16 protein-coding genes are annotated in these 20,681 nt (G+C 65.1%); 12 read left to right on the top strand and 4 right to left on the bottom strand.

Features of this window, described 5'->3' with window-relative positions; translation table 11 throughout:
- Positions 1–6 precede the first annotated feature (6 nt).
- Positions 7–1,380, bottom strand: coding sequence for a hypothetical protein (locus tag ACNJYD_RS12015; protein WP_439366489.1), 1,374 nt, complete (start codon positions 1,378–1,380; stop codon positions 7–9).
- 107 nt (positions 1,381–1,487) lie between these two features.
- Positions 1,488–2,744 (bottom strand): allantoate amidohydrolase, encoded by a 1,257-nt coding sequence (locus tag ACNJYD_RS12010; RefSeq protein WP_439367469.1) that lies wholly within the window; start codon positions 2,742–2,744, stop codon positions 1,488–1,490.
- A gap of 397 nt (positions 2,745–3,141) precedes the next feature.
- Between ACNJYD_RS12010 and ACNJYD_RS12005 the strand changes: the two genes are divergently transcribed.
- Genes ACNJYD_RS12005 through ACNJYD_RS11980 form a run of 6 tightly spaced genes read left to right on the top strand, consistent with a single transcriptional unit; the run spans position 3,142 to position 9,019 of the window.
- Complete coding sequence (locus tag ACNJYD_RS12005; RefSeq protein ID WP_172785513.1) at positions 3,142–4,254, top strand: BMP family ABC transporter substrate-binding protein; 1,113 nt, start codon at positions 3,142–3,144, stop codon at positions 4,252–4,254.
- Positions 4,251–5,363: an ABC transporter permease gene (locus ACNJYD_RS12000; protein WP_439366488.1), complete on the top strand. Its 1,113-nt coding sequence runs from the start codon at positions 4,251–4,253 to the stop codon at positions 5,361–5,363. The genes ACNJYD_RS12005 and ACNJYD_RS12000 overlap by 4 nt, the downstream gene beginning before the upstream one ends.
- A 1-nt stretch (position 5,364) precedes the next feature.
- The gene (locus ACNJYD_RS11995; protein ID WP_025037674.1) at positions 5,365–6,291 is read left to right on the top strand and encodes an ABC transporter permease; all 927 of its coding nucleotides are present in this window, start codon (positions 5,365–5,367) and stop codon (positions 6,289–6,291) included.
- An 18-nt stretch (positions 6,292–6,309) separates the two neighbouring features.
- Positions 6,310–6,993, top strand: a complete 684-nt coding sequence (biuH, locus tag ACNJYD_RS11990) for a biuret amidohydrolase (RefSeq protein WP_063688390.1) — start codon at positions 6,310–6,312, stop codon at positions 6,991–6,993.
- Complete coding sequence (locus ACNJYD_RS11985; protein WP_172785516.1) at positions 6,990–8,522, top strand: ABC transporter ATP-binding protein; 1,533 nt, start codon at positions 6,990–6,992, stop codon at positions 8,520–8,522. The genes biuH and ACNJYD_RS11985 overlap by 4 nt, the downstream gene beginning before the upstream one ends.
- Positions 8,523–8,533: 11 nt before the next feature.
- Positions 8,534–9,019, top strand: a complete 486-nt coding sequence (locus ACNJYD_RS11980) for a nucleoside deaminase (RefSeq protein WP_172785517.1) — start codon at positions 8,534–8,536, stop codon at positions 9,017–9,019.
- Between the two features lie 85 nt (positions 9,020–9,104).
- Here the strand turns inward: ACNJYD_RS11980 and ACNJYD_RS11975 are convergent, their stop codons facing one another.
- Positions 9,105–10,208: a hypothetical protein gene (locus ACNJYD_RS11975; RefSeq protein ID WP_260380129.1), complete on the bottom strand. Its 1,104-nt coding sequence runs from the start codon at positions 10,206–10,208 to the stop codon at positions 9,105–9,107.
- Between the two features lie 570 nt (positions 10,209–10,778).
- Here ACNJYD_RS11975 and ACNJYD_RS11970 point away from each other — a divergent pair.
- From ACNJYD_RS11970 to ACNJYD_RS11955, 4 genes are all read left to right on the top strand, one after another.
- Positions 10,779–12,350, top strand: a complete 1,572-nt coding sequence (locus ACNJYD_RS11970) for an ABC transporter ATP-binding protein (RefSeq protein WP_439366487.1) — start codon at positions 10,779–10,781, stop codon at positions 12,348–12,350.
- Positions 12,334–13,425, top strand: coding sequence for an ABC transporter permease (locus ACNJYD_RS11965; RefSeq protein WP_212255319.1), 1,092 nt, complete (start codon positions 12,334–12,336; stop codon positions 13,423–13,425). Before ACNJYD_RS11970 ends, ACNJYD_RS11965 begins: the two co-directional genes overlap by 17 nt.
- The gene (locus ACNJYD_RS11960; RefSeq protein WP_212255317.1) at positions 13,412–14,329 is read left to right on the top strand and encodes an ABC transporter permease; all 918 of its coding nucleotides are present in this window, start codon (positions 13,412–13,414) and stop codon (positions 14,327–14,329) included. Before ACNJYD_RS11965 ends, ACNJYD_RS11960 begins: the two co-directional genes overlap by 14 nt.
- Before the next feature lie 76 nt (positions 14,330–14,405).
- A complete protein-coding gene (locus ACNJYD_RS11955) occupies positions 14,406–15,482 on the top strand; it encodes a BMP family ABC transporter substrate-binding protein (RefSeq protein WP_172785522.1) in 1,077 nt (358 codons plus the stop codon).
- Between the two features lie 109 nt (positions 15,483–15,591).
- On the opposite strand, the gene ACNJYD_RS11950 is transcribed toward ACNJYD_RS11955, so the two are convergent.
- The gene (locus ACNJYD_RS11950; RefSeq protein WP_439366486.1) at positions 15,592–16,941 is read right to left on the bottom strand and encodes an 8-oxoguanine deaminase; all 1,350 of its coding nucleotides are present in this window, start codon (positions 16,939–16,941) and stop codon (positions 15,592–15,594) included.
- A 147-nt stretch (positions 16,942–17,088) separates the two neighbouring features.
- Here ACNJYD_RS11950 and ACNJYD_RS11945 point away from each other — a divergent pair, with 147 nt between their 5' ends.
- Positions 17,089–17,916 carry an FAD binding domain-containing protein gene (locus tag ACNJYD_RS11945; RefSeq protein ID WP_439366485.1) on the top strand — a complete coding sequence of 276 codons (828 nt, stop codon included), beginning with the start codon at positions 17,089–17,091 and terminating at the stop codon, positions 17,914–17,916.
- Positions 17,913–20,654: a molybdopterin-dependent oxidoreductase gene (locus ACNJYD_RS11940; protein WP_439366484.1), complete on the top strand. Its 2,742-nt coding sequence runs from the start codon at positions 17,913–17,915 to the stop codon at positions 20,652–20,654. The genes ACNJYD_RS11945 and ACNJYD_RS11940 overlap by 4 nt, the downstream gene beginning before the upstream one ends.
- Positions 20,655–20,681: the final 27 nt, after the last annotated feature.

The following is a 20,681-nucleotide window of genomic DNA, read 5'->3' as shown; positions in this document are numbered from 1 at the left end:
GCGGGATCAGTCATTCCACTGGAGGAGTGGCGTGCCGTACGCCCGCCTCCAAACCGACAGGAAGCGCGGAAACCACGAGTGGGCCACGGCGCCCTTATAGGCCCAGGTGCGATACTTCAGACCCTGCTCCGAGATCAGCTCCTGATAGCCGCCGTGGACCTCGGTCGCGGTGCGAATGTCCTTCAGGATTCCTTGCGCGCAGGCCCGGTAGATCGCACTCCCTGAGGCCTCATCAAAGTCGAGCATACGATCCGCAAACTCGACATTGAATGTCGGCCAGGAGGAGCGCCCCTGATAGGCGGGCGCCGCTATCTTGTGGATGATCTTGTTGCGCGGATTATCCGCCGACACCAGGAAGTGGAACGTGCTGGGAATGCGAAACCGCGGTTCGGCGATGATCAGATCCGCCGTGGCCGCGAACAGCGCGCGCTCGCTCGCCTCGCTCATATTCCAGAAGCCGCGATGCACGCTGACGAAATCCAATGCGACCGACGATGCCGGTGAGCTCGCCGGGCCGTCCAGGGAATGCCTGATATAGCCGTCCTTCCCGAACAGGCGGAGCAGGTCCCTCTTGTACTGCGCGAGGTCGCGCCCGAGCAGCCGCTTCAACTCGTTCTCGCCGACAATTCCGAGCTGCACGCCCCACACGAAGGTCGTGTAGACACAGGCATTGGTGACGAAACGCCGGCGCTCGGCGCGGGTATCCGTCGCCGCGGAGCGCGGGCCGGTGGAGTCGCACAGCAAATATCTGGTGCCGTCAGCGTCGAATGCCTCCAGCTCGCTCGCAAGCTTCAGCATCGCGCGCTTCAGGTCTCCGCCATATTCGGCCAGCAGCAAGCGGCCGGCATGCGCGCATTGCGACATCGCCAGGTAGGATGAGGCCCTCTGCTCGGCAGATAGCATCTGCTGCAGACCGGCGAGAATGCCAAGCAGCGTATCCGAGGGCCGCGAGAAATAGTTCACGCCGAGATACCGGCCGCGCCCCGCGGGGACGATGGTCGTGGTGACGACGTCGGCGCGAACTGCCTCCAGCAGCAGGCGAACGCTCTTTTCGAGCAGACGGACCCGTCGCACCGCGTCCCGCGAGTCCATGATCGTCTCGGGATCGAGCACGTCAGGATAGAACCAGGCGAAGTCGCGGGGGTAATAGGCCGATGCGTGGGGTGCGCCGGTGACCAGGAAGGCCTCGGTCAGGGAAAAGGCACTGTCCATCGAGTGCCGATAGAGGTCCGCGATGGCCGACAAAGAATGGGGCGATTGTCTCAGAAATCGATCACCGAGAAAATTGACCGCCTGAAGGGCGTTGGCGACGAAGGTCGCAGCCATCCCCTGATAAAACCGGTTCTCACGATGTGATGGAAAAGAGATGTCGCTGTTCATGTCCGTCAATCGGCTGATTGTCTCGTGACCCTCGCGATGATGGCCACCATTCTAAACATGACTGATTCGTATCTCTACCCGGTGACTTGCGGGTTCGTGACGCTTGCCTAAGCCGTACGCGGCCTGAAATTCTCGATCACCCTGAGCAGCACACGCGCGCCGGCGTCGGCATCGGCAAGCTCGACATGCTCGTCCGGATGATGGCTGATACCACCGCGGCAGCGGACGAAGATCATGCCGACGTCCGCGATGTCGATCATCGCCATGCCGTCGTGCCCTGCCCCGCTCGGCAGCTCGAACACGGAGAAGCCTTCGGCTTCGATCGCCTGCGCGATCTGCTGCTTGAGCCAGGGCGCGCAGGGCGCGGTGCGGTTCTCGTGGGTCACGTCAAGTTGGAGTCCCAATTGCCTCCGCTTGGCGATCGCCTCGATCTGGCGGACGACATCGGCCACCGCGCGCTTGCGGTGCATATCGGTCGGCGCGCGCATGTCGATGGTGAAGGATACTTCGCCCGGAATGACGTTGGTCGCGCCGGGCCTCGCCTGGATGTAGCCGACGGTGCCGACGAGGCCGCCCTCGTCGGTGCGGCAAAACTGCTCGATCGCACCGACGCATTCGGCCGCGCCGGCGAGCGCGTCGCGGCGCAGCGCCATCGGCACGGTGCCAGCATGCCCGGCCATGCCGGTGAGCCGCGCCGCAAGGCGTGTGGCGCCGGCAATCGCGGTCACGACGCCGACGGGCAGGTTCTGCGCTTCCAGCACCGGCCCCTGCTCGATGTGCAATTCGAGATAGGCAAGCAGCTCGCGCCGCGTCCGCGCGGCCGCGCCGATATGGTCGGAATCGAGGCCGAAGTGAACGAGGGCCTCGCGCATCGACACGCCATTGCTGTCGCGCGTATTCAGCACGCTCTCATCGAAAGTGCCGGCCACCGCACGGCTGCCGAGCAAGGTCGAGGCAAACCGCACTCCCTCCTCGTCGGCAAAACCGATCACCTCGATCGCAAACGGCAGGCGCTTGCCGCGGCGGTTGAGATCGGCGACGCAAGAGATCGCCGTGATCACACCCAGCGGTCCATCCCATTTGCCGGCATCGCGCACGGTGTCGTAATGTGAGCCGAGCATCAGGCAGGGCGCGCCCGGCCGCTCGCCTTCGTACCGTCCGCAGACATTGCCGATCGCGTCCAGATGCGCGCTCATACCGGCCTCGCGCATCCAACCCATGATGAGGTCAGCGGCCTTGCGCAGCTCCTTGCTGAGAAAGATGCGGGTGAGTTTTTCGGGGTCTTCCGAGATCGCGCCGAGCTCGTTGATCCGGCGAGCGATCTCATTGCTGAGCGATGCATCGTGAACGGTACCAGCGCCCATCTCGGCGAGCTTTCCATCTTCTGAGGACACGGCGGTCCTGGCGACAATCGATACAAGTTCGGTGCCAGCGAACATCACCGGCGCCGTCCCAGTCAGCGCGTGGTTAGCATGAATGCGCCTTGCCGGCCGACCGTCCAACGGCGGTCATACACATGCGCGAGCTGGTTCGGACTGCTTAACTCCACTGCATACAATATTTAGATATTGCCCATAAATTAATCTGCACCTTTCCTCGCCAAGTTCGACGCTCTCCTTATCTAGCATTTGTTTTCAAGTACTTATAACGAATTGCTCTCTTCATAGCCTCTGGCACGAAGCTTGCGACATCTGGTCCCGGCTCCGCCAAGCCGGCGCAGCCGCGAGATCAAGGCGGGACATCCGCCAAGGGGAGCGAGCAATGGATTATGGCAGGATTTCACGACGTCATTTGTTGCAGGGCGGCGCGGCCCTCACCCTCGGCGCGGCTGCGGGCCTCCGCCCGGCCTTCGCGGCCGAGACCACCATCGGCTTCATCTATGTCGGCTCGCGCGACGACTACGGCTACAATCAGGCCCACGCGCAGGGTGCGGCGGCGCTGAAGAAGATTCCCGGCCTCAAGGTGGTCGAGGAGGAAAAGGTGCCGGAGACCGACGCGGTCGAGAAGACAATCGAGTCCATGATCAATCTCGACGGCGCCACCCTGCTCTTCCCGACCTCGTTCGGGTACTACAATCCGCACATGATCAAGATGGCCAACAAGTACCCGAAGCTCCGCTTCGAGCATTGCGGCGGCCTCTGGAGCGACAAGGACCCCAAGAATGCCGGCAGCTATTTCGGCTATATCGACGAGGCCCAGTACATCTCAGGCATCGTCGCCGGCCTGACGTCGAAGAGCGGCAAACTCGGCTTTGTCGCAGCCAAGCCGATCCCTCAAGTGCTACGCAACATCAACGCCTTCACGCTTGGCGCCAAGTCCGTCAATCCAAAGGCCACCACGCAGGTGATCTTCACCGGTGACTGGTCGATGCCGGTCAAGGAGGCCGAAGCCACCAACAGCCTGATCGATCAGGGTGTGGACGTGCTCACCTGCCACGTCGATGGGCCCAAGACCATGGTCGAGAATGCCGCGCGGCGCGGCGCCTTCGTCTGCGGCTATCACACCAACCAGTCGGCGCTGGCACCCAAGGCCTATCTCACCGGCGCGGAGTGGAACTGGGAAGCGCTCTATCCGAAGTTCGTCAAGATGATCGCCTCCGGCGAAGGCATCCCGAATTTCTACCGCGGCGGCCTGAAGGAAGAGATCGTCAAGACCTCGCCCTATGGCGAAGCGGTCTCGGCCGAAGCGCGCAAGGCGGCCGACGAGGCCAAGGCAAAATTCCTGTCGGCAGAAGGCTACGCCATCTTCAAGGGTGGGCTGGTCGACAACAAGGGCAAGACGGTGATCCCCGCCGGTACCGACCGCGGCCAGAAGGATCCTGAGCTGGAGAAGATGGACTACCTCGTCGAGGGCGTGCTCGGAGCCACTTCGTGACCACGGAAGCGGCGGATTCCACGGACGCGGTCGGGACAGTCGCCCCGGCCGCCGATCCCGGTTTCCTCCAACGCCACGGCGGCACGATCGAATATGTCCTGATCCCCGGCGCGGCGCTCGTCGGCGCGCTCGCGGTGTTCGGCATCTTCGTCGCGATGTTCGGCAAGAACCCGTTAGATCTCTATTTCTACATGTATTACGGCGCGTTCGGCACCTGGTTCTCCTGGCAGAACACGCTGACGCGCGCAGCGCCCCTCATCCTCACCGCGCTCTGTACCGCGCTGCCGGCGCAGCTCGGCATGGTCATCATCGGTGGCGAAGGCGCGCTGCTGATCGGCGCGTTGTCGGCAACCAGCGCCGCACTCGCGCTTCAGGGCATGCCGCCGTTCGTCGTCCAGATCGCCATGGTCTGCGCCGGCGTGATCGGCGGCGGACTGTGGATCATGCTCTCAGGCGGCTTGCGGCAGTATCGCGGCGTCAACGAGACCATCTCGAGCCTGCTGCTCGTCTACATCGCGCTCGCGATCCTCAACCATCTGGTCGAAGGGCTGATGCGCGATCCCGCCAGCCTCAACAAGCCGTCCACCCGCGAGATCGGCGCCGCCAACATGATCGGCTCCATTCCCGGCACCGACGTGCATTGGGGCCTCGTGTTCGGCGTGATTGCCGCGATCGCCTCTTACATCCTGATCTATCACACCGTGTTCGGCTTCGCCGCGCGCGTGGCTGGCGGCAACATCCGTGCTGCGAAGATCGTCGGCCTCGGCGTCGACAAGCTGATCCTGACCGTCTGCTTCCTTGCCGGTGGCGCGGCTGGCCTTGCCGGCATGGTCGAGGTCGCCGCCGTGCAGGGACGCACCAACGCCAACCTCGCGGCCGGCTACGGCTTCACCGGCATCCTCGTTGCCTTCCTGGCGCGGCAAAATCCGCTCGCCATCATCCCCGTCGCAATCCTGCTCGGCGGCATCAGCGCCAGTGGCGGCCTGCTGCAACGCCGCTTGGGGCTACCCGATGCGTCCGTGCTGGTGCTGCAGGGCATCATCTTCGTTTTCGTGCTCGCCAGCGATGCGCTCTACGGCCGCATCGGATTTCTGAAGGGAAAATCCTGAGATGGCAGACGGATCGATCGGCCTCTGGACAGTCCCGCTCGCCGTCCTTGGCGGCGCCATTCGCGTCTCCACCCCATTCCTGTTCGTGAGCCTGGGCGAATGCATCACCGAGCGTTCGGGCCGTATCAATCTCGGCCTCGAAGGCACGCTGGTGATGGGTGCGATGAGCGCCTATGGCATCTCCTATCTCACCGGCTCTCCGTGGCTCGGCGTGCTGGCCGCCGGTATCACCGGCGCGCTACTGGGTGCGCTGCATGCCGGCATCTGCTCGCTGCCGCGCGTCAACGACGTTGCCGTGGGTATTGCCTTGATGCTGTTCGGCACCGGCCTTGCCTTCTATCTCGGCAAGCCGCTGATCGAGCCGACAGCGCCGCGGCTGCCCGCCATCGACTTCGGCTGGTGGAGCGACATCCCGCAAGTCCGCGCCGCGCTACGCATCAACGTGCTGTTCCTGATCGGCGTGGTGCTGGCGCCAATCCTTTATTGGGCCTTCCGCACCACTCGCTGGGGCTTGCTCATCCGCACCGCCGGCGAGAGCTCGGATGCCGCACGCGCGATGGGTCATTCCGTGCTGCTGATCCGCCTGCGCGCCACCATGGTCGGCGGCTTCCTCGCCGGCATTGGCGGCTCGTTCCTGTCGCTGTTCTATCCGGGAAGCTGGAACGAGGGCCTTTCCTCGGGCCAGGGCATCACCGCCGTCGCGCTCGTGATCTTCGCGCGCTGGGATCCCCTGCTCTGCCTGTGGGCTTCGCTCGCCTTCGGCGGCGCGGCGGCGCTGGGTCCGGCGCTGCAATCGGTCGGCGTCACCTCCGGCTATCACCTCTTCAATGCTGCGCCCTACATCCTGACGCTGGCGATCATGATCATCACCTGCTCGCCGAAGCGGACGCTGACCGGCGCGCCCGCCGAACTCTCGATCACACGGTAAACACGCACGAGGTCGTCCATGCCCGAGCGCTACATCAAGTCCGAGCCCTATGCCTGGCCCTACAATGGTGATCTCCGCCCGGAGAATACGGCACTGATCATCATCGACATGCAGACCGATTTCTGCGGCGTCGGCGGCTATGTCGACAAGATGGGCTATGACCTCTCGCTGACGCGGGCGCCGATCGAGCCGATCAAGCGGCTGCTCGCGGCGATGCGCAGCCAAGGCTTCCACATCATCCATACCCGCGAGGGCCACCGCCCCGATCTCTCCGACCTGCCCGCCAACAAGCGCTGGCGCTCGCGCCAGATCGGCGCCGGCATCGGCGATCCCGGCCCGTGCGGCCGCATCCTGGTGCGCGGCGAGCCCGGCTGGGACATCATCGAGGAGCTGGCGCCACTGCCCGGCGAGCCGATCATCGACAAGCCCGGAAAGGGCTCGTTCTGCGCCACCGATCTGGAGCTGATCCTGCGCGTCCGCGGCATCGAGAACATCGTGCTGACCGGGATCACGACCGACGTCTGCGTCCACACCACCATGCGCGAGGCCAACGACCGCGGCTTCGAATGCGTCCTGCTGCACGATTGTTGCGGCGCGACCGACAAGAGCAACCACGACCACGCGCTGAAGATGATCAAGATGCAGGGCGGCGTGTTCGGCGCGGTCTCGACCTCTGATGCCTTCATCGGAGCGATTTCGTGATCATCGGCGAAACGCCTCCGCCCTCGGGCGCCTTCGGCGTCGATGCCATCGCCATGACCATGCGCTTCGGCGACTTCCTGGCGCTGGACAATGTCGAGCTGAAGGTGCGGCCCGGCTCGTTCCATGCTCTGCTCGGCGAGAATGGCGCCGGCAAATCCACCCTCGTCAAATGCATCATGGGCTACTACCACGCGACAGAAGGCGACATTCTCGTCGGCGGCCGCGAGCAGGCGATCGCCAACCCGAAGGATGCCCATGCCCTCGGCCTCGGCATGGTCTATCAGCATTTTACGCTGGTGCCCGCGATGACGGTTGCCGAAAACCTCGTGCTGGCGCGCGACGACGTGCCGGCCGTGGTGAGCTGGCCGAACGAGATGAAAGAGCTGGAGGCGTTCCTTGCTCGGATGCCTTTCAAGGTGCCGCTTGCCGCGAAAGTTTCGGACATCTCTGCCGGCGAACGGCAGAAGTGCGAGATCCTCAAGCAGCTTTATCTGAAGCGCCGCTTCCTGATCCTGGACGAGCCGACCTCGGTGCTGACGCCGGCGGAAGCGGACGAGGTGCTCGGCATGCTCCGCGACATGGTCGTGAAGGGCGAGCTGACCATCCTGATGATCACGCACAAGTTCCGCGAGGTCATGGCCTTCGCCGACGAAGTCACCATCCTGCGCCGCGGCAAGCTCGCTGGAGCCGGCAAGGTTTCCGAGCTGACGCCGGATGAGATGGCACGCACCATGATCGGCGCCGAGGAGCTGACGGTGCAGCCGCCGCGCACCGGCGAAGCCGGTCAGGCCAGGCTGGAGCTGCAAAAGCTCCGCGCCCTGGACGATGCGGGCGCCGTTGCCGTGCACGATGTCTCGCTCACGGTTCGCGCCGGGGAGATCGTCGGCATCGCCGGCGTTTCCGGCAACGGCCAGCGCCAGCTCGTCGAAGTTCTGGCCGGCCAGCGCGAGGCCGAGAGCGGCGATATTCGCGTCGCCGGCGATCCCTATCACGCAAGCCGCGAGGAGATGCGGCGCCACAGGATGTCTCTCCTGCCCGAGGAGCCGCTGAAGAATGCCTGCGTCGGCGGCATGAGCGTCGCCGACAACATCGCCTTCCGCGAATTCGACCGCGCACCCTTTGCCAGCGGCGGCTGGTGGCTCAATCGCGGAGCCTTCCGGAGCGACGCCAGGAAGAAGATCGGGCAATACAAGATCAAGACCCGCACGCCTGACACGCCGATCTCGGCACTGTCCGGCGGCAACGTGCAGCGCGCTGTGCTGGCCCGCGAGCTAGGCGGCGACGTCGAGGTGCTGATCGCCGCCAACCCCTGCTTCGGCCTCGATTTCGCCGCGGTGGCGCAGATCCACGCCGAGATCATGGCGGCGCGCAACCGCGGCGCCGCCGTCCTGCTCGTCAGTGAGGACCTCGACGAGCTGCTCGAACTGTCGGATAGGCTGGTGGTGATGTTCCACGGCGAATTCGTGTATGAAGCACGGACCAGCGAAGCCGATCTCACCGTGGTCGGCCGGCACATGGCAGGACACTGAACGGAGGATCGATGGACGACGCATCAGGGCGCGACGAGCACTTCCTGCGCCTGTCCTTCGCGGTCGCCCGTCGTTCCCTCACCCATGGCAACCACCCGTTCGGCTGCATCGTCGTCGATGCCGACGGCAAGGTGCTGATCGAGACCGAGAACGGCTACATGCCGGATCGCGACGCCACCGCGCACGCCGAGCGCCTCGCAGCCACCCAGGCCTGCCGCACGCTCGATCGCGAGGTGCTGGCGAAAGCCACGCTCTATTCCTCAGCCGAACCCTGCGCGATGTGTGCGGGCGCGATCTACTGGGCCGGCATCGGCCGCGTCGTCTATGGCCTCAGCGAGCATCGCCTGCGCGGCATCACCGGCAACCATCCGGAGAATCCGACCCTCGACCTGCCATGCCGCGAGGTCTTTGCCAGCGGCCAGCGGCGGACGGAGGTCGTCGGGCCCCTGCTCGAAGACGAAGCCGAAGCGCTGCACGACGGCGTTTGGACGACGTAGCAGCACATCCCCAAAGGACCAAAGAAGATGACGCCGCGGAGGTTTGACGCGGCGCCATCGTCTTCACCTGCAGAGCATCAGGCGATCAGAACTTCACGGTGATACCGGAGTAGAGCGAGGACTCGGTGCACGCTCCGGTGCTCACCCTCGCGCCACCGACGAGCGTGGTACAGCCGACCGCGAGGTTGTGATCGAGACCAAACTTGTTCTGCCAGTAGCGGTAAGCCACCCAGACGTCCACGAAGTGCGAGTACTTGTCGCCCCAGGCCGCCTTCGACGCATCGAAGGTCAGACGGATGGGCTCCGAATTCAACTCGACCGCGGTGTTGTAGACGCCGTTCGCCGGGCTGTAGGGAAGCGGCTCGGTGTCCGTGCCCTTCTTGCCGTACCAGCCGGCGCGGCCGCTGATCGAGAAATACTGCATGTTCGGCGGCAGGAAGCCGAGGTCCATGTAGTAATTGACCTCGACGGCCCAGGTTGGCTTGAACGACGTGTTGCCGTCCGCAAGACAGGTGACGCCGGGAACGCCCGGACCGAACAGCCCGCACTGGCTGAAGGAATTGTGGTTGGCGAACTCCCAATAGACCAGCGGCGCGACATTGACGTACCCCTTGTAGGGCAGGTCGAATGCGAACTGCAGACCGCCGACGACGTCGCGCTTGGCAGCGCCGAAATACCGGTTCTCGGTATTGGCATCCATGCCGACTTCGAACGAAATGTTGTGCAGCGGGCCCGCGCTGAAGGCCTTGGTGTTGAAGAGTTCGTTCCAGCCGAAGGTCGAGCGGAACAGGCCGTAGATTTCGGTCGCACCCGCGCACGTCGCCGGCGCACCGAAGATTGTCCCCGCATTGGTGCACGGCCCCGCCGGATCATTGTGATCCGACTTGAACAGGGAGATGGTGAAGAAGTTGGTGCCGTACGCCCAGAGGTCGAAATGGGTGAACGAATAGACCTGCTTGGTGGTCTTGCTGTCGATCGACCCATCTGGCCGGAATGACCACGCGCCCGGTTGCGCAGCGTTGAAGATGTATGAGAACGTGACGCGGTTATCGATCACCAGGAAGAACGGAAGGTCTGGAGCCTTCTTGGCCGCCTTGACCGGCAGGTCCGCCGCCTGAGCCAGGCCACCGATGGCCAGCGTAGCAAGTGACAGCGCCGCTGCTGCCACTGCCGTATAACGAAACGACATCCTGAATACCCCCTCGTTTGGGCAAGCAAAAATGCGCGCCCCCGGGTGCGACATTTGCGCCGATCTCCCGGGCCGAGAAGCCTCAACTTTTCACATGGCGTGCCGCATGTTGCAGCAGCGCGCGACAGGCGACCGAAGAATCTCAGCGCTTGCGCATGGAGCGAACACACAAGGAGAGGGGCGCCGCTGCCGAACATTCCCGATTGTTTTTATTCGGATTTTCTGATTGAGCCCGAACGCAGTGCCGCATCGACGCAGCTGTTGCCGTCGCTGCACTCCTCGCGATGGACGACCGACGCGTCCATTGCTCAACATGGCGTCAGGACTGCACAGCGGGTTCCGATTTACCTTGAACCGTCACAAATTTGCAACAGAGGACCGACTCGCGGACGCGATCGCCCCCACCGTCCAGGTGCCGTTTGCGGGAATTGATCGCCCGGAGTCGACGACGAGCGCTGGCCCGAGGGCCTGCCGAAGCGTTGAGCAAGGGATGATGCTTTTTCACATCTTACACCGCGGTCCAAACTGGCCCAGTATTGAGGCACTTCACCCATGCAAGCGCATCAGCGAATGTTAGATCGGACGCCCAACGGCCAGCATTCCGGCAAATCCCCGCTCCTGAGGACCATCGGCCTCACCAAGCGTTACGGGGATTTCCTTGCCAACGATTGCATCGATATCGACATCTGGCCGAGGGAAATCCACGCCCTGCTGGGCGAGAACGGCGCCGGCAAGTCCACGCTGGTCAAGGCGATCTACGGACTGATCCAGCCCAGCGCCGGCGAGATTCACTGGCAGGGCGAGCGAATCGTGCTGTCCGGTCCGTCCGAAGCGCGCAGCCGCGGCATCGGTATGGTGTTCCAGCACTTCTCGCTGTTCGACAATCTCACGGTGGCCGAGAACGTCGCGCTCGGCCTCGACGGCAAGGAATCCTTCAAGGACATGTCGGCCCGGCTGGAACAGGTGTCCAAGACTTACGGTCTGCCGCTCGATCCCAGGCGCGAGGTGTGGCAACTCTCCGTCGGCGAGCGTCAGCGCATCGAGATCGTCCGCGCCTTGATGCAGGATCCGAAATTCCTGATCCTAGACGAGCCCACCGCGGTGCTGACGCCGCAGGAAGCCGACCAGCTCTTCATCGTGTTGGAGCGCCTCAAGGCCGAAGGCCGCGCCATCCTCTATATTAGCCACAAGCTGGAGGAGGTGAAACGGCTCTGCGACACCGCCACGATCCTGCGCGGCGGCAGGAAGGTCGAGACCTGCAATCCTCGGCTCGAAACCGCCGCCTCACTTGCGCGGATGATGGTCGGCGGCGAGGTCAAGGAAGTGAAGGCCGCATCCGGCCGCAAGACCACCGTGCCGCGGCTCGTCGTCAACGATCTCTCGCTCGCCCCCGCCGAGGCGCATGGCGTGCGGCTCGAGCACATCTCATTCGAGCTAAAGGGCGGCGAGATCCTCGGCATCGCCGGCGTCGCCGGCAACGGCCAGGACGAATTGTTCGCGGCGCTGTCCGGCGAGCGCCTCTCGAAGGACCCCGGAACGGTGGTGATCGAAGGCATCGCCGCCGGTCATCTTTCGATCACCCAACGGCGAAAGCTGGGCGCAGCTTTCGTTCCCGAGGAGCGGCTCGGCCACGGCACGGCTCCGCGGATGAGACTGTCGGAGAATGCGCTGCTCACCGGCCATGCCGCCAGCGGCATGGTCCATCGCGGCTTCATCGATACGGCGGCCACGCTGAGAACGGTCGACCGCGCGACCGAAACCTTCGACGTCCGCAAGGCCAAGCGCGATCCCGAGGCCGCGAGCCTGTCCGGCGGCAATCTGCAGAAGTTCATCGTGGGACGCGAGATCCTGCGCAACCCCGCGGTGCTGGTGGTGAGCCAGCCGACCTGGGGCGTCGACGCCGGCGCTGCCGCCGTCATCCGTCAGGCACTGCTTGATCTCGCCACCGCAGGCGCCGCGGTGCTCGTGACCAGCCAGGATCTCGACGAGCTCGCCGAGATCGCCGACCGCATCGCCGTGATGTTCCACGGCAAGCTGTCGGCTCCGCTCTCGGCAGGCGAAGCAAGCCGCGAGAAGCTGGGCCTTCTGATGGGCGGCAGCAGCCTGGAGCCGAAGGAGGTCGCGCATGCAGCTGGTGCTTGAGAAGCGTGCCGAGCGCTCCAATACGATCGCGCTGGTGTCTCCCCTGATCGCGATTGGCCTTACGATCGTCACCATGGTCATCCTGTTCGCGATCCTCGGCAAGAATCCGCTGCTTGCCCTGCACGCCTATTTCATTGCGCCCCTGACCGACGGCTATTCGCTCCAGGAGATCGCGGTGAAGGCAACGCCCCTGGTGATGATCGCGATCGGCCTGTCGCTGTGCTATCTCGCCAACGCCTGGAACATCGGCGCCGAAGGGCAATTCCTGATCGGCGCCGTCGCGGGAAGCTGGATCGCGGTGAAGACGCAAGGCACTGACGCCGGCGCCTGGGTGCTGCCGGCCATGCTCGTCCTCGCCGCCGCCGCGGGCGCGCTCTATGCGCTGATCCCTGCGATCTGCAGGGTGAAGTTCGGCGCCAGCGAAATCCTGACCAGCCTGATGCTGGTCTATGTCGCCGACCTTTTCCTCGACTATCTCGTGCGCGGTCCCTGGCGCGATCCGCACGGCTTCAATTTCCCGACCACGGCCGAGTTCGATCCGGTGGCGACGGTGCCGTTGCTGATCGAGGGCGGCCGGCTCCATGTCGGCTCGATCATCGCCCTGCTCGTCGTCGCCGCAGCCGCGATCCTGCTCGGGCGCACCATCAAAGGTTTCGAGATCCGCGTGGTCGGCGCGGCGCCGCGTGCAGCGCGGTTCGGCGGCTTCAACGCCAACCAGCTGATCATCCTGACCTTCGCCGTCTCCGGGGCGCTGGCCGGGCTTGCCGGCATCATCGAGGTGGCGGGGCCGGTCGGGCATCTCCAGCCCGGCATCTCGCCCGGCTACGGCTTTACCGCGATCATCGTCGCCTTCCTCGGCCGGTTGAACCCGCTTGGAATATTAATTGCAGGCCTCTTCCTCGCGTTGACCTTTATCGGCGGCGAGCAGGCGCAGATCGCGATGAAGATTCCGCTGGACGTCACCAAGGTCTTTCAGGGCATTCTGCTGTTCTACGTGCTCGCCTGCGACTCCCTCATTCTCTACCGCTTCAAGCTGGTGTTCCCGAACCGACAGGTGGCCCGTGGTGCTGGTTGAGGCCATCATCCTGGCGGTGCTCGCCGCGTCGACGCCGCTGTTGATTGCGGCGACGGGCGAGCTCGTGGTCGAGCGTTCCGGCGTGCTCAATCTCGGCGTCGAGGGCATGATGATCGTCGGCGCGGCCTGTGGCTTTGCCGGCGCGTGGCTGACCGGATCAACCTTTATCGGCGCGCTGTTCGGCATCGTCGCGGGCACGCTGATGTCGCTCGTGTTCGCGCTGATGGCGCTCGGGCTCGCCGTCAACCAGGTCGCAACCGGCCTCGCGCTGACCATCCTCGGCGTCGGGCTCTCGGGCCTGATCGGCGCCGGCTTCGTCGGCGAGCGCATCACGCCGGCCGTGCACCTCCATATCCCTGTCCTGACCGATATTCCGCTGATCGGCCGCGTGCTGTTCGGCGAGGACGGCTTCGTCTATTTCTCGATCGCGCTGATCGTCGGCGTGTGGTGGTTCCTGTACCGCACCCGGGCGGGACTGATCTTGCGCGCCTGCGGCGACAATCACGTTTCCGCGCATGCGCTCGGCTATCCCGTACTGCGCATCCGCACCTTCGCGGTGATGTTCGGCGGCGCCTGCGCGGGTCTTGCGGGCGCCTATCTGCCGCTCGCCTATACGCCGTTCTTCATTCCAGGTATGACCGCGGGGCGCGGCTGGATCGCATTGGCGCTGGTGGTGTTCTCGTCCTGGCGGCCGGGCCGGCTCGTTGTCGGCGCCTATCTGTTCGGCGCGGTGACGATCCTGCAGCTGCACGCGCAAGGTTGGGGCGTCGGCATTCCCTCGCAATTCATGTCGGCGCTGCCTTACCTTGCGACCGTCATCGTGCTGGTCCTGCTCTCCCGCGCGCGCACGGGCGGCTCGACCGCACCGGCCGCGCTCGGCACGGTGTTCGTGCCCGACCGCTAGATTTCGTTTCCGCAGTGTGCGCGAAGGGGCGCGCATGCGGCGGATTGTGGCTTCCCCCGATGTTTGGAGATTGATGATGAGGAAATCACTTCTTGCACTGGCTGCCGGGCTCTTGCTCGCCGGGAGTGTCAGTGCGGCCTCCGCCGCCGACAAGCTGAAAGTCGGCTTCATTTATCTCGGTCCGATCGGAGACCTCGGCTGGACCTATCAGCACGACCTCGGTCGCCAGGCGCTGGTGAAGGAACTGGGCGACAAGATCGAGACCACCTATCTCGAGAACGTGCCCGAAGGCCCGGACTCCGAGCGAGCGATCGAGCAGCTCGTCCGCGCCGGCAACAAGCTGATCTTCACCACCTCGTTCGGCTACATGGATCCGACGCTGAAGGTCGCCAAGAAATACCCGAACGTGCATTTCGAGCACGCCACCGGCTACAAGCGCAACCCGAACATGTCGACCTATTCGGCGAAATGGTATCAGGGCCGCTACATTCAAGGCCTGATCGCGGCCAAGATGTCGAAGTCGGGCGTGCTCGGCTATATCGGCTCGTTCCCGATTCCGGAGGTCGTCTCCGGCATCAATGCGACGATCCTGGCGGCGCAGACCATCAATCCGAACATCAAGGTCAAGATCATCTGGGCCAACACCTGGTTCGACCCGGGGAAGGAGGCCGACGCCGCCAAGGCGCTGATCGACCAGGGCGCCGACGTGATCATGCAGCACACGGATTCGCCCGCGGCCATGCAGATCGCCAGCGAGCGCGGCAAGCTGGCCTTCGGGCAGGATTCCGAGATGATCAAGTTCGGGCCCAAGACCCAGCTGACCTCGATCCTCGACACCTGGGGCCCCTATTACATCGAGCGCGTCAAGGCCGAGCTCGCCGGCACCTGGAAGTCCGAGGACACCTGGGGCGGCCTCGACAGCCACATGTTCGCGATGGCGCCCTACACCAACATGCCTGACGATGTGAAAAAAATGGCTGAGGATGCCCAGGCCGCGATCACCGCTGGCAAGCTGCATCCGTTCAAATGCCCGATCGTTGGGCAGGACGGCAAGCCGGTCGAGTGCAAGGGCGGCGATCACCTGGATGACGGCCAGATCCTCGGCATGAATTTCTACGTGAAGGGCATCGACGACAAGCTGCCGGGCAAGTAGCACGCTTCTTGCATTGGCTAAATCACCTGCTCCTCCCGGAGGAGGTTCGGAGGGGGTGGCCAGAAGCACCCGGCACTTGTGGCTGCCCCCTCTTTTTATTTCGCCCCGACTATCCCGCCTGCATAGCCTGCGCCGCGGAACTGTGGCGACGGATGAGATCGGCGACATCGAGGCCCGGGATCGCACCGTCGATCACCGCCCATTTTCCAGCCACCATCACCCGGTCGGCGCGATGCACCCCGCACAGCACAAGCGCGGCCAGTGGATCGCCGTGGCCGGAGAAGCGCAGCTCGTCGAGCCTGAACAGCGCAAGATCGGCGGCCTTGCCGACGGCGATCTCGCCAAGTTCCGGCCGGCCGACACACGCCGCCGAGCCCTTGGTGGCCCAGCGCAGCGCATCCTTGTGGCTGACCTTCGTGACGCCATAGCGCGCCCGTTGCAGCAGGAACGCGGCCCGGACCTCCTGCATCAGGTTCGATCCGTCGTTGGAGGCCGAGCCGTCGACACCAATGCCGATCCCGACGCCGGCTTCTTCCATGTCGCACACCGGGCAACAGCCGGACGCGAGCAGCTGGTTGCTGCACGCACAATGGCTGACGGTCGTGCCGGCCTTGCCGAGCCGTCTCATCTCGTCCGGATTGAAGAAGATTCCATGGGCGAGCCAGGTCCGCGCATTGAGCCAGCCGCATTGCTCGAGATAGTCGAGCGGACGGCAGCCATACATCTCCTGGCAGAATCTGTTCTCGTCCTCGGTCTCGGCGAGATGGGTGTGCAGGCGCACGTCGAGCTTGTCGGCGAGATCGGCCGTGGCGCGCATCAGCGACGTCGTCACCGAGAACGGCGAGCATGGCGCGAGCGCGATCTGCACCATCGCGTCCGCGCCGCGCTGGTGATGCTTGGCAACCACGCGGGCGCTGTCGGCGAGAATGGTGTCCTCGTCCTGCACGACGCTGTCCGGCGGCAGGCCGCCGTCGCGCTGCGACAGGTTCATCGAGCCGCGCGTCAGCAGCACGCGCACGCCGAGGCGCTTCGCCACCGCCACCTCGATATCGACGGATTCCTCGAGCCCCGCCGGGAAGACGTAATGATGATCCGTCGTGGTGGTGCAGCCGGAGAGCAACAGCTCGGACATCGCCACGGTGACGCCGAGCTCGAGCGCTTCGGGCGTCAGCCTCGCCCACACCGGATAGAGCGCCTGGAGCCAGGGGAACAGCTCGCGGTCCATTGCGGCCGGCAGCGCCCGCGTCAGCGTCTGGTAGAAATGATGATGCGTGTTGATCAAGCCCGGCAGCACGACGTGCTCGGCCGCGTCGAACACTGCGACCTCCGCACTTGCCGGCACACCGCCCGCCGGCACGAGCTCCACGATCCGGCCGTCCTTGACGACAATGCCGCGCTCGGCCCCGTCGGCGAGGATGGCCAGCGGATCCCTGATCCAGGTTGGACTTGCCTCACTCATGATCCTGGTTCTCCTCACACAAGCTGACAGCGGAGCCGCAAGGCGGAGGACGACTTGCGTCCTTGCTGCGACTTGCTGTTGCCACTTGGCTCCCGTCTTGCAACACTTCTCTCGGACCATTCACCCTTGGGACGCGTTGGCCCAGCCATGGACTTGAATACCATCACAGCCGTCGCCCATCCGCAAACGCGCGCGCAGCTGCCCGTTTGGACGGCAGGTGATGCTTGGCTCGCAGGCGGCACCTGGCTGTTCTCGGAGTCGCAAACGCATCTGACACGACTGATCGATCTCACCGATCTGAAATGGCCGGCGCTGACGATCACCGAGAGCCACCTCTCGATCGCGGCCACCTGCACCATCGCAGAGCTCGATGGACTCGCCTGCCCGTCCGATTGGCTCGCGGCGCCGCTGATCAACCAATGCTGCCGGGCCTTCCTTGCGTCGTTCAAGATCTGGAAGACCGCGACCGTCGGCGGCAATCTCTGCATGTCGCTGCCGGCGGGACCGATGATCTCGCTCGCCTCGGCGCTCGACGGCGTCTGCACCATCTGGACGGCCGGCGGCGGTGAACAGAGGCTTCCCGTCGCCGAATTCGTCACCGGCAACCAGCGCAATCGCCTGACGCCAGGCGACCTTCTCCGGCAGATCGACATCCCGCTTCCCGCACTGAAGCGCCGCACAGCATTCCGCCAGATCTCGCTGGCGCCGGTCGGCCGCTCGGCAGCGCTCTTGATCGGCAGCCTCGAAGCCGACGACACGCTGACGCTCACAATCACCGCGTCGACGGTGCGGCCGATCCAGCTGCGCTTCCGCAAAGCCCCGGACTCGAGCGCGCTGCGCGCCGCGCTCATGCAAGAGATTACAGATGATCTGTACCACACGGACATCCATGGCACGCCACTCTGGCGCAAGCACGTGACGCTGCGTCTTGCCGAGGAAATTCGCGGCGAGCTGCTGGGAGCGACACCCGCATGAGCCTTGAGGTCAACGGCAAGGCATTTTCTCAGGAGCCGCGCGCCGGCCAGTGCCTGCGCACGTTCCTGCGGGAGCTTGGCCATTTCGGCGTGAAGAAGGGCTGCGATGCCGGCGACTGCGGCGCCTGCACCGTGCTGCTCGACGGCGAGCCCGTGCACAGCTGCCTGATCCCGGCGTTCCGGGCCGAGGGCCGCACCGTGACTACGATCGAAGGCCTTGGCGGCGATCATGGCACGCATCCGATGCAGCAGGCCTTCCTCGATGCGCAGGGCTTCCAATGCGGCTTCTGCACCGCCGGCATGATCCTGACCTGCGCCTCGCTGAACCAGGCGCAGCGCACCGACCTCGGCGCGGCGCTGAAGGGCAACATCTGCCGCTGCACCGGCTATCGCTCGATCGAGGACGCGATCATCGGCAAGACCAATGTCGAGGCGAGCGTCGAGGCCGGCGCCGCCTTCGGCCGCAGCCTGCCGGCCCCCGCAGGCCCCGACGTGGTCCGCGGCACGGCACGCTACACCTTCGACACCGCAATCGACGGCCTGCTCCACATCAAGCTGCTGCGATCGCCGCACGCCCACGCCAGGATCGTCGCGATCGACAAGTCGGACGCTCTGAGCATCCCCGGCGTGCACGCCGTGCTGACGCATGAGGATGCGCCGTCCGTCCTGATGTCGACGGCGCGGCACGAGAAGGACTGGATGGACCCGGAGGATACCCGCGTCCTCGACGACGTCGTCCGTTTCATCGGCCAGAAGGTTGCCGCCGTCGTCGCGGAGACCGAAGCCGCCGCCGAGGCGGCGTGCCGCAGGCTGAAAGTCAGTTACGACATCCTGCCGGCGCTGATCGATCCCGAGCAGGCGATGGCACCGGGCGCGCCGGTCATTCATCCCGGCCGCACCAGCGCGAACCGCGTTGCCGATGCCGAGCGCAACCTGGTCGCGGAGACTCATGGCGAGTTCGGCGACGTCGCATCGGCGCTTGCGACATCTGCCGCTACCTATGAGGCCACTTTCCACAGTCACCGTGTGCAGCACGCTGCGCTCGAGACCCATGGCGGCCTCGCCTGGCTCGATGATTCCGGCGTGCTCAATGTCCGCACCTCGACGCAGGTGCCGTTCCTGACCCGGCGTGCGCTGTCGGACATCTTCCAGCTCCCCATGGACAAGGTCCGCGTGTTCTGCGAACGCGTCGGCGGCGGGTTCGGCGGCAAGCAGGAGATGTTCGTCGAGGACATCCTGGCGCTCGCCGCGCTGAGGACGGGGCGGCCGGTCAAGCTGGAGCTGACACGCGAGGAGCAGTTCATCGCGACCTCGACGCGGCATCCGATGCGGATCCACGTCAAAGCCGGCGCCGATAGCGACGGCAAGCTCACCGCGCTCCAGCTCGACGTGCTCTCCAACACCGGCGCCTACGGCAATCATGCCGGTCCGGTGATGTTCCACGCGCTGGCCGAGTCCATCGCCGTCTACAATTGCCCGAACAAGCGGGTCGACGGCGTCGCCGTCTACACCAACACCGTGCCGGCAGGGGCGTTTCGGGGCTATGGCCTGCCGCAGGCGTTGATCGCGGTGGAAGCGGCGATCGACGAACTGGCGAGGCAACTTGGCATCAACCCTTACGAGATGCGGCGGCGCAATATCGTGAGGCCCGGCGATCCCATGCTGTCGCCGCCGCCGTCCGAATATCACGACGTGCTCTACGGCTCCTATGGGCTCGACCAGTGCCTCGACCTCGCCGAGCGCGCGATGCAGGCCGATGGCCCGCAGCCGGAGCTGTCGCCGGATTGGCTGATCGGCGATGGCATCGCGCTGACCATGATCGACACCGTGCCGCCGGCCGGCCACTTCGCCGATGCTGCGATCGCGCTCAACGACGACGGCGGCTTCGACCTCACCGTCGGCACGGCCGAGTTCGGCAACGGCACCAGCACCGTGCATCGCCAGATCGCGGCGACCACGCTGGCGACCACGGTCGAGAGGATCCATCTGCGCCAGTCCGACACCGCCCATGGCGGCCACGACACCGGCGCGTATGGCAGCGCCGGCACCTTCGTTGCGGGCAAGGCGACGCATGCGGCAGCCGTGCAGCTTGCGAGCGAGTTGAAGGCGGCAGCCGCCGGCGCCTGGCTGTGCGATGTGGAGACTTGCGCGCTCGATGCGGACGCTGTCGTCAGCGGCGTCCGCCGCATGCCTTTTGCGGAGCTGGCGAAGCTCGCCCGCGAGCGCGGACGGCCGTTCGCAGGCAGCGGCACGTCCGGCGGCACGCCGCGATCGGTCGGGTTCAACGTGCAGGGCTTTCGCGTCGCGGTGAACAAGGGCACCGGCGAGCTCCGGATTCTCAGGAGCGTGCACGCCGCGGACGCGGGCGTGGTCGCCAATCCCATGCAGTGCCGCGGTCAGGTCGAAGGCGGCGTGGCGCAGGCGCTCGGCGCTGCGCTCTACGAGGAGATGGTGATCGACGCGAACGGCCGCGTCATCAATCCGAAATTCCGCGACTACCACCTGCCCTCATTCGCCGACGTGCCCCGCACGGAAGTGTTCTTCGCCGACACGTCCGACACGATCGGACCGCTCGGCGCGAAATCGATGAGCGAGAGCCCGTACAATCCGGTCGCCGCCGCGCTCGGCAACGCGATTGCGGATGCCACCGGCATTCGCTTTACTGCACCACCCTTCAAGCCGGACCGGCTGTTTCCGGGGCTGCTCGACAAGTTTGGGGGCTTCGACCGGACTCGATAGCAGCGACCATGGTGGCGCCATGCTCCC

This window comes from Bradyrhizobium sp. SPXBL-02, from assembly GCF_051853065.1.
In the GTDB taxonomy this organism is placed as follows: domain Bacteria; phylum Pseudomonadota; class Alphaproteobacteria; order Rhizobiales; family Xanthobacteraceae; genus Bradyrhizobium.
Note: the sequence above shows the minus strand (reverse complement) of the source record. Positions and strands in the feature narration are given on the sequence as shown.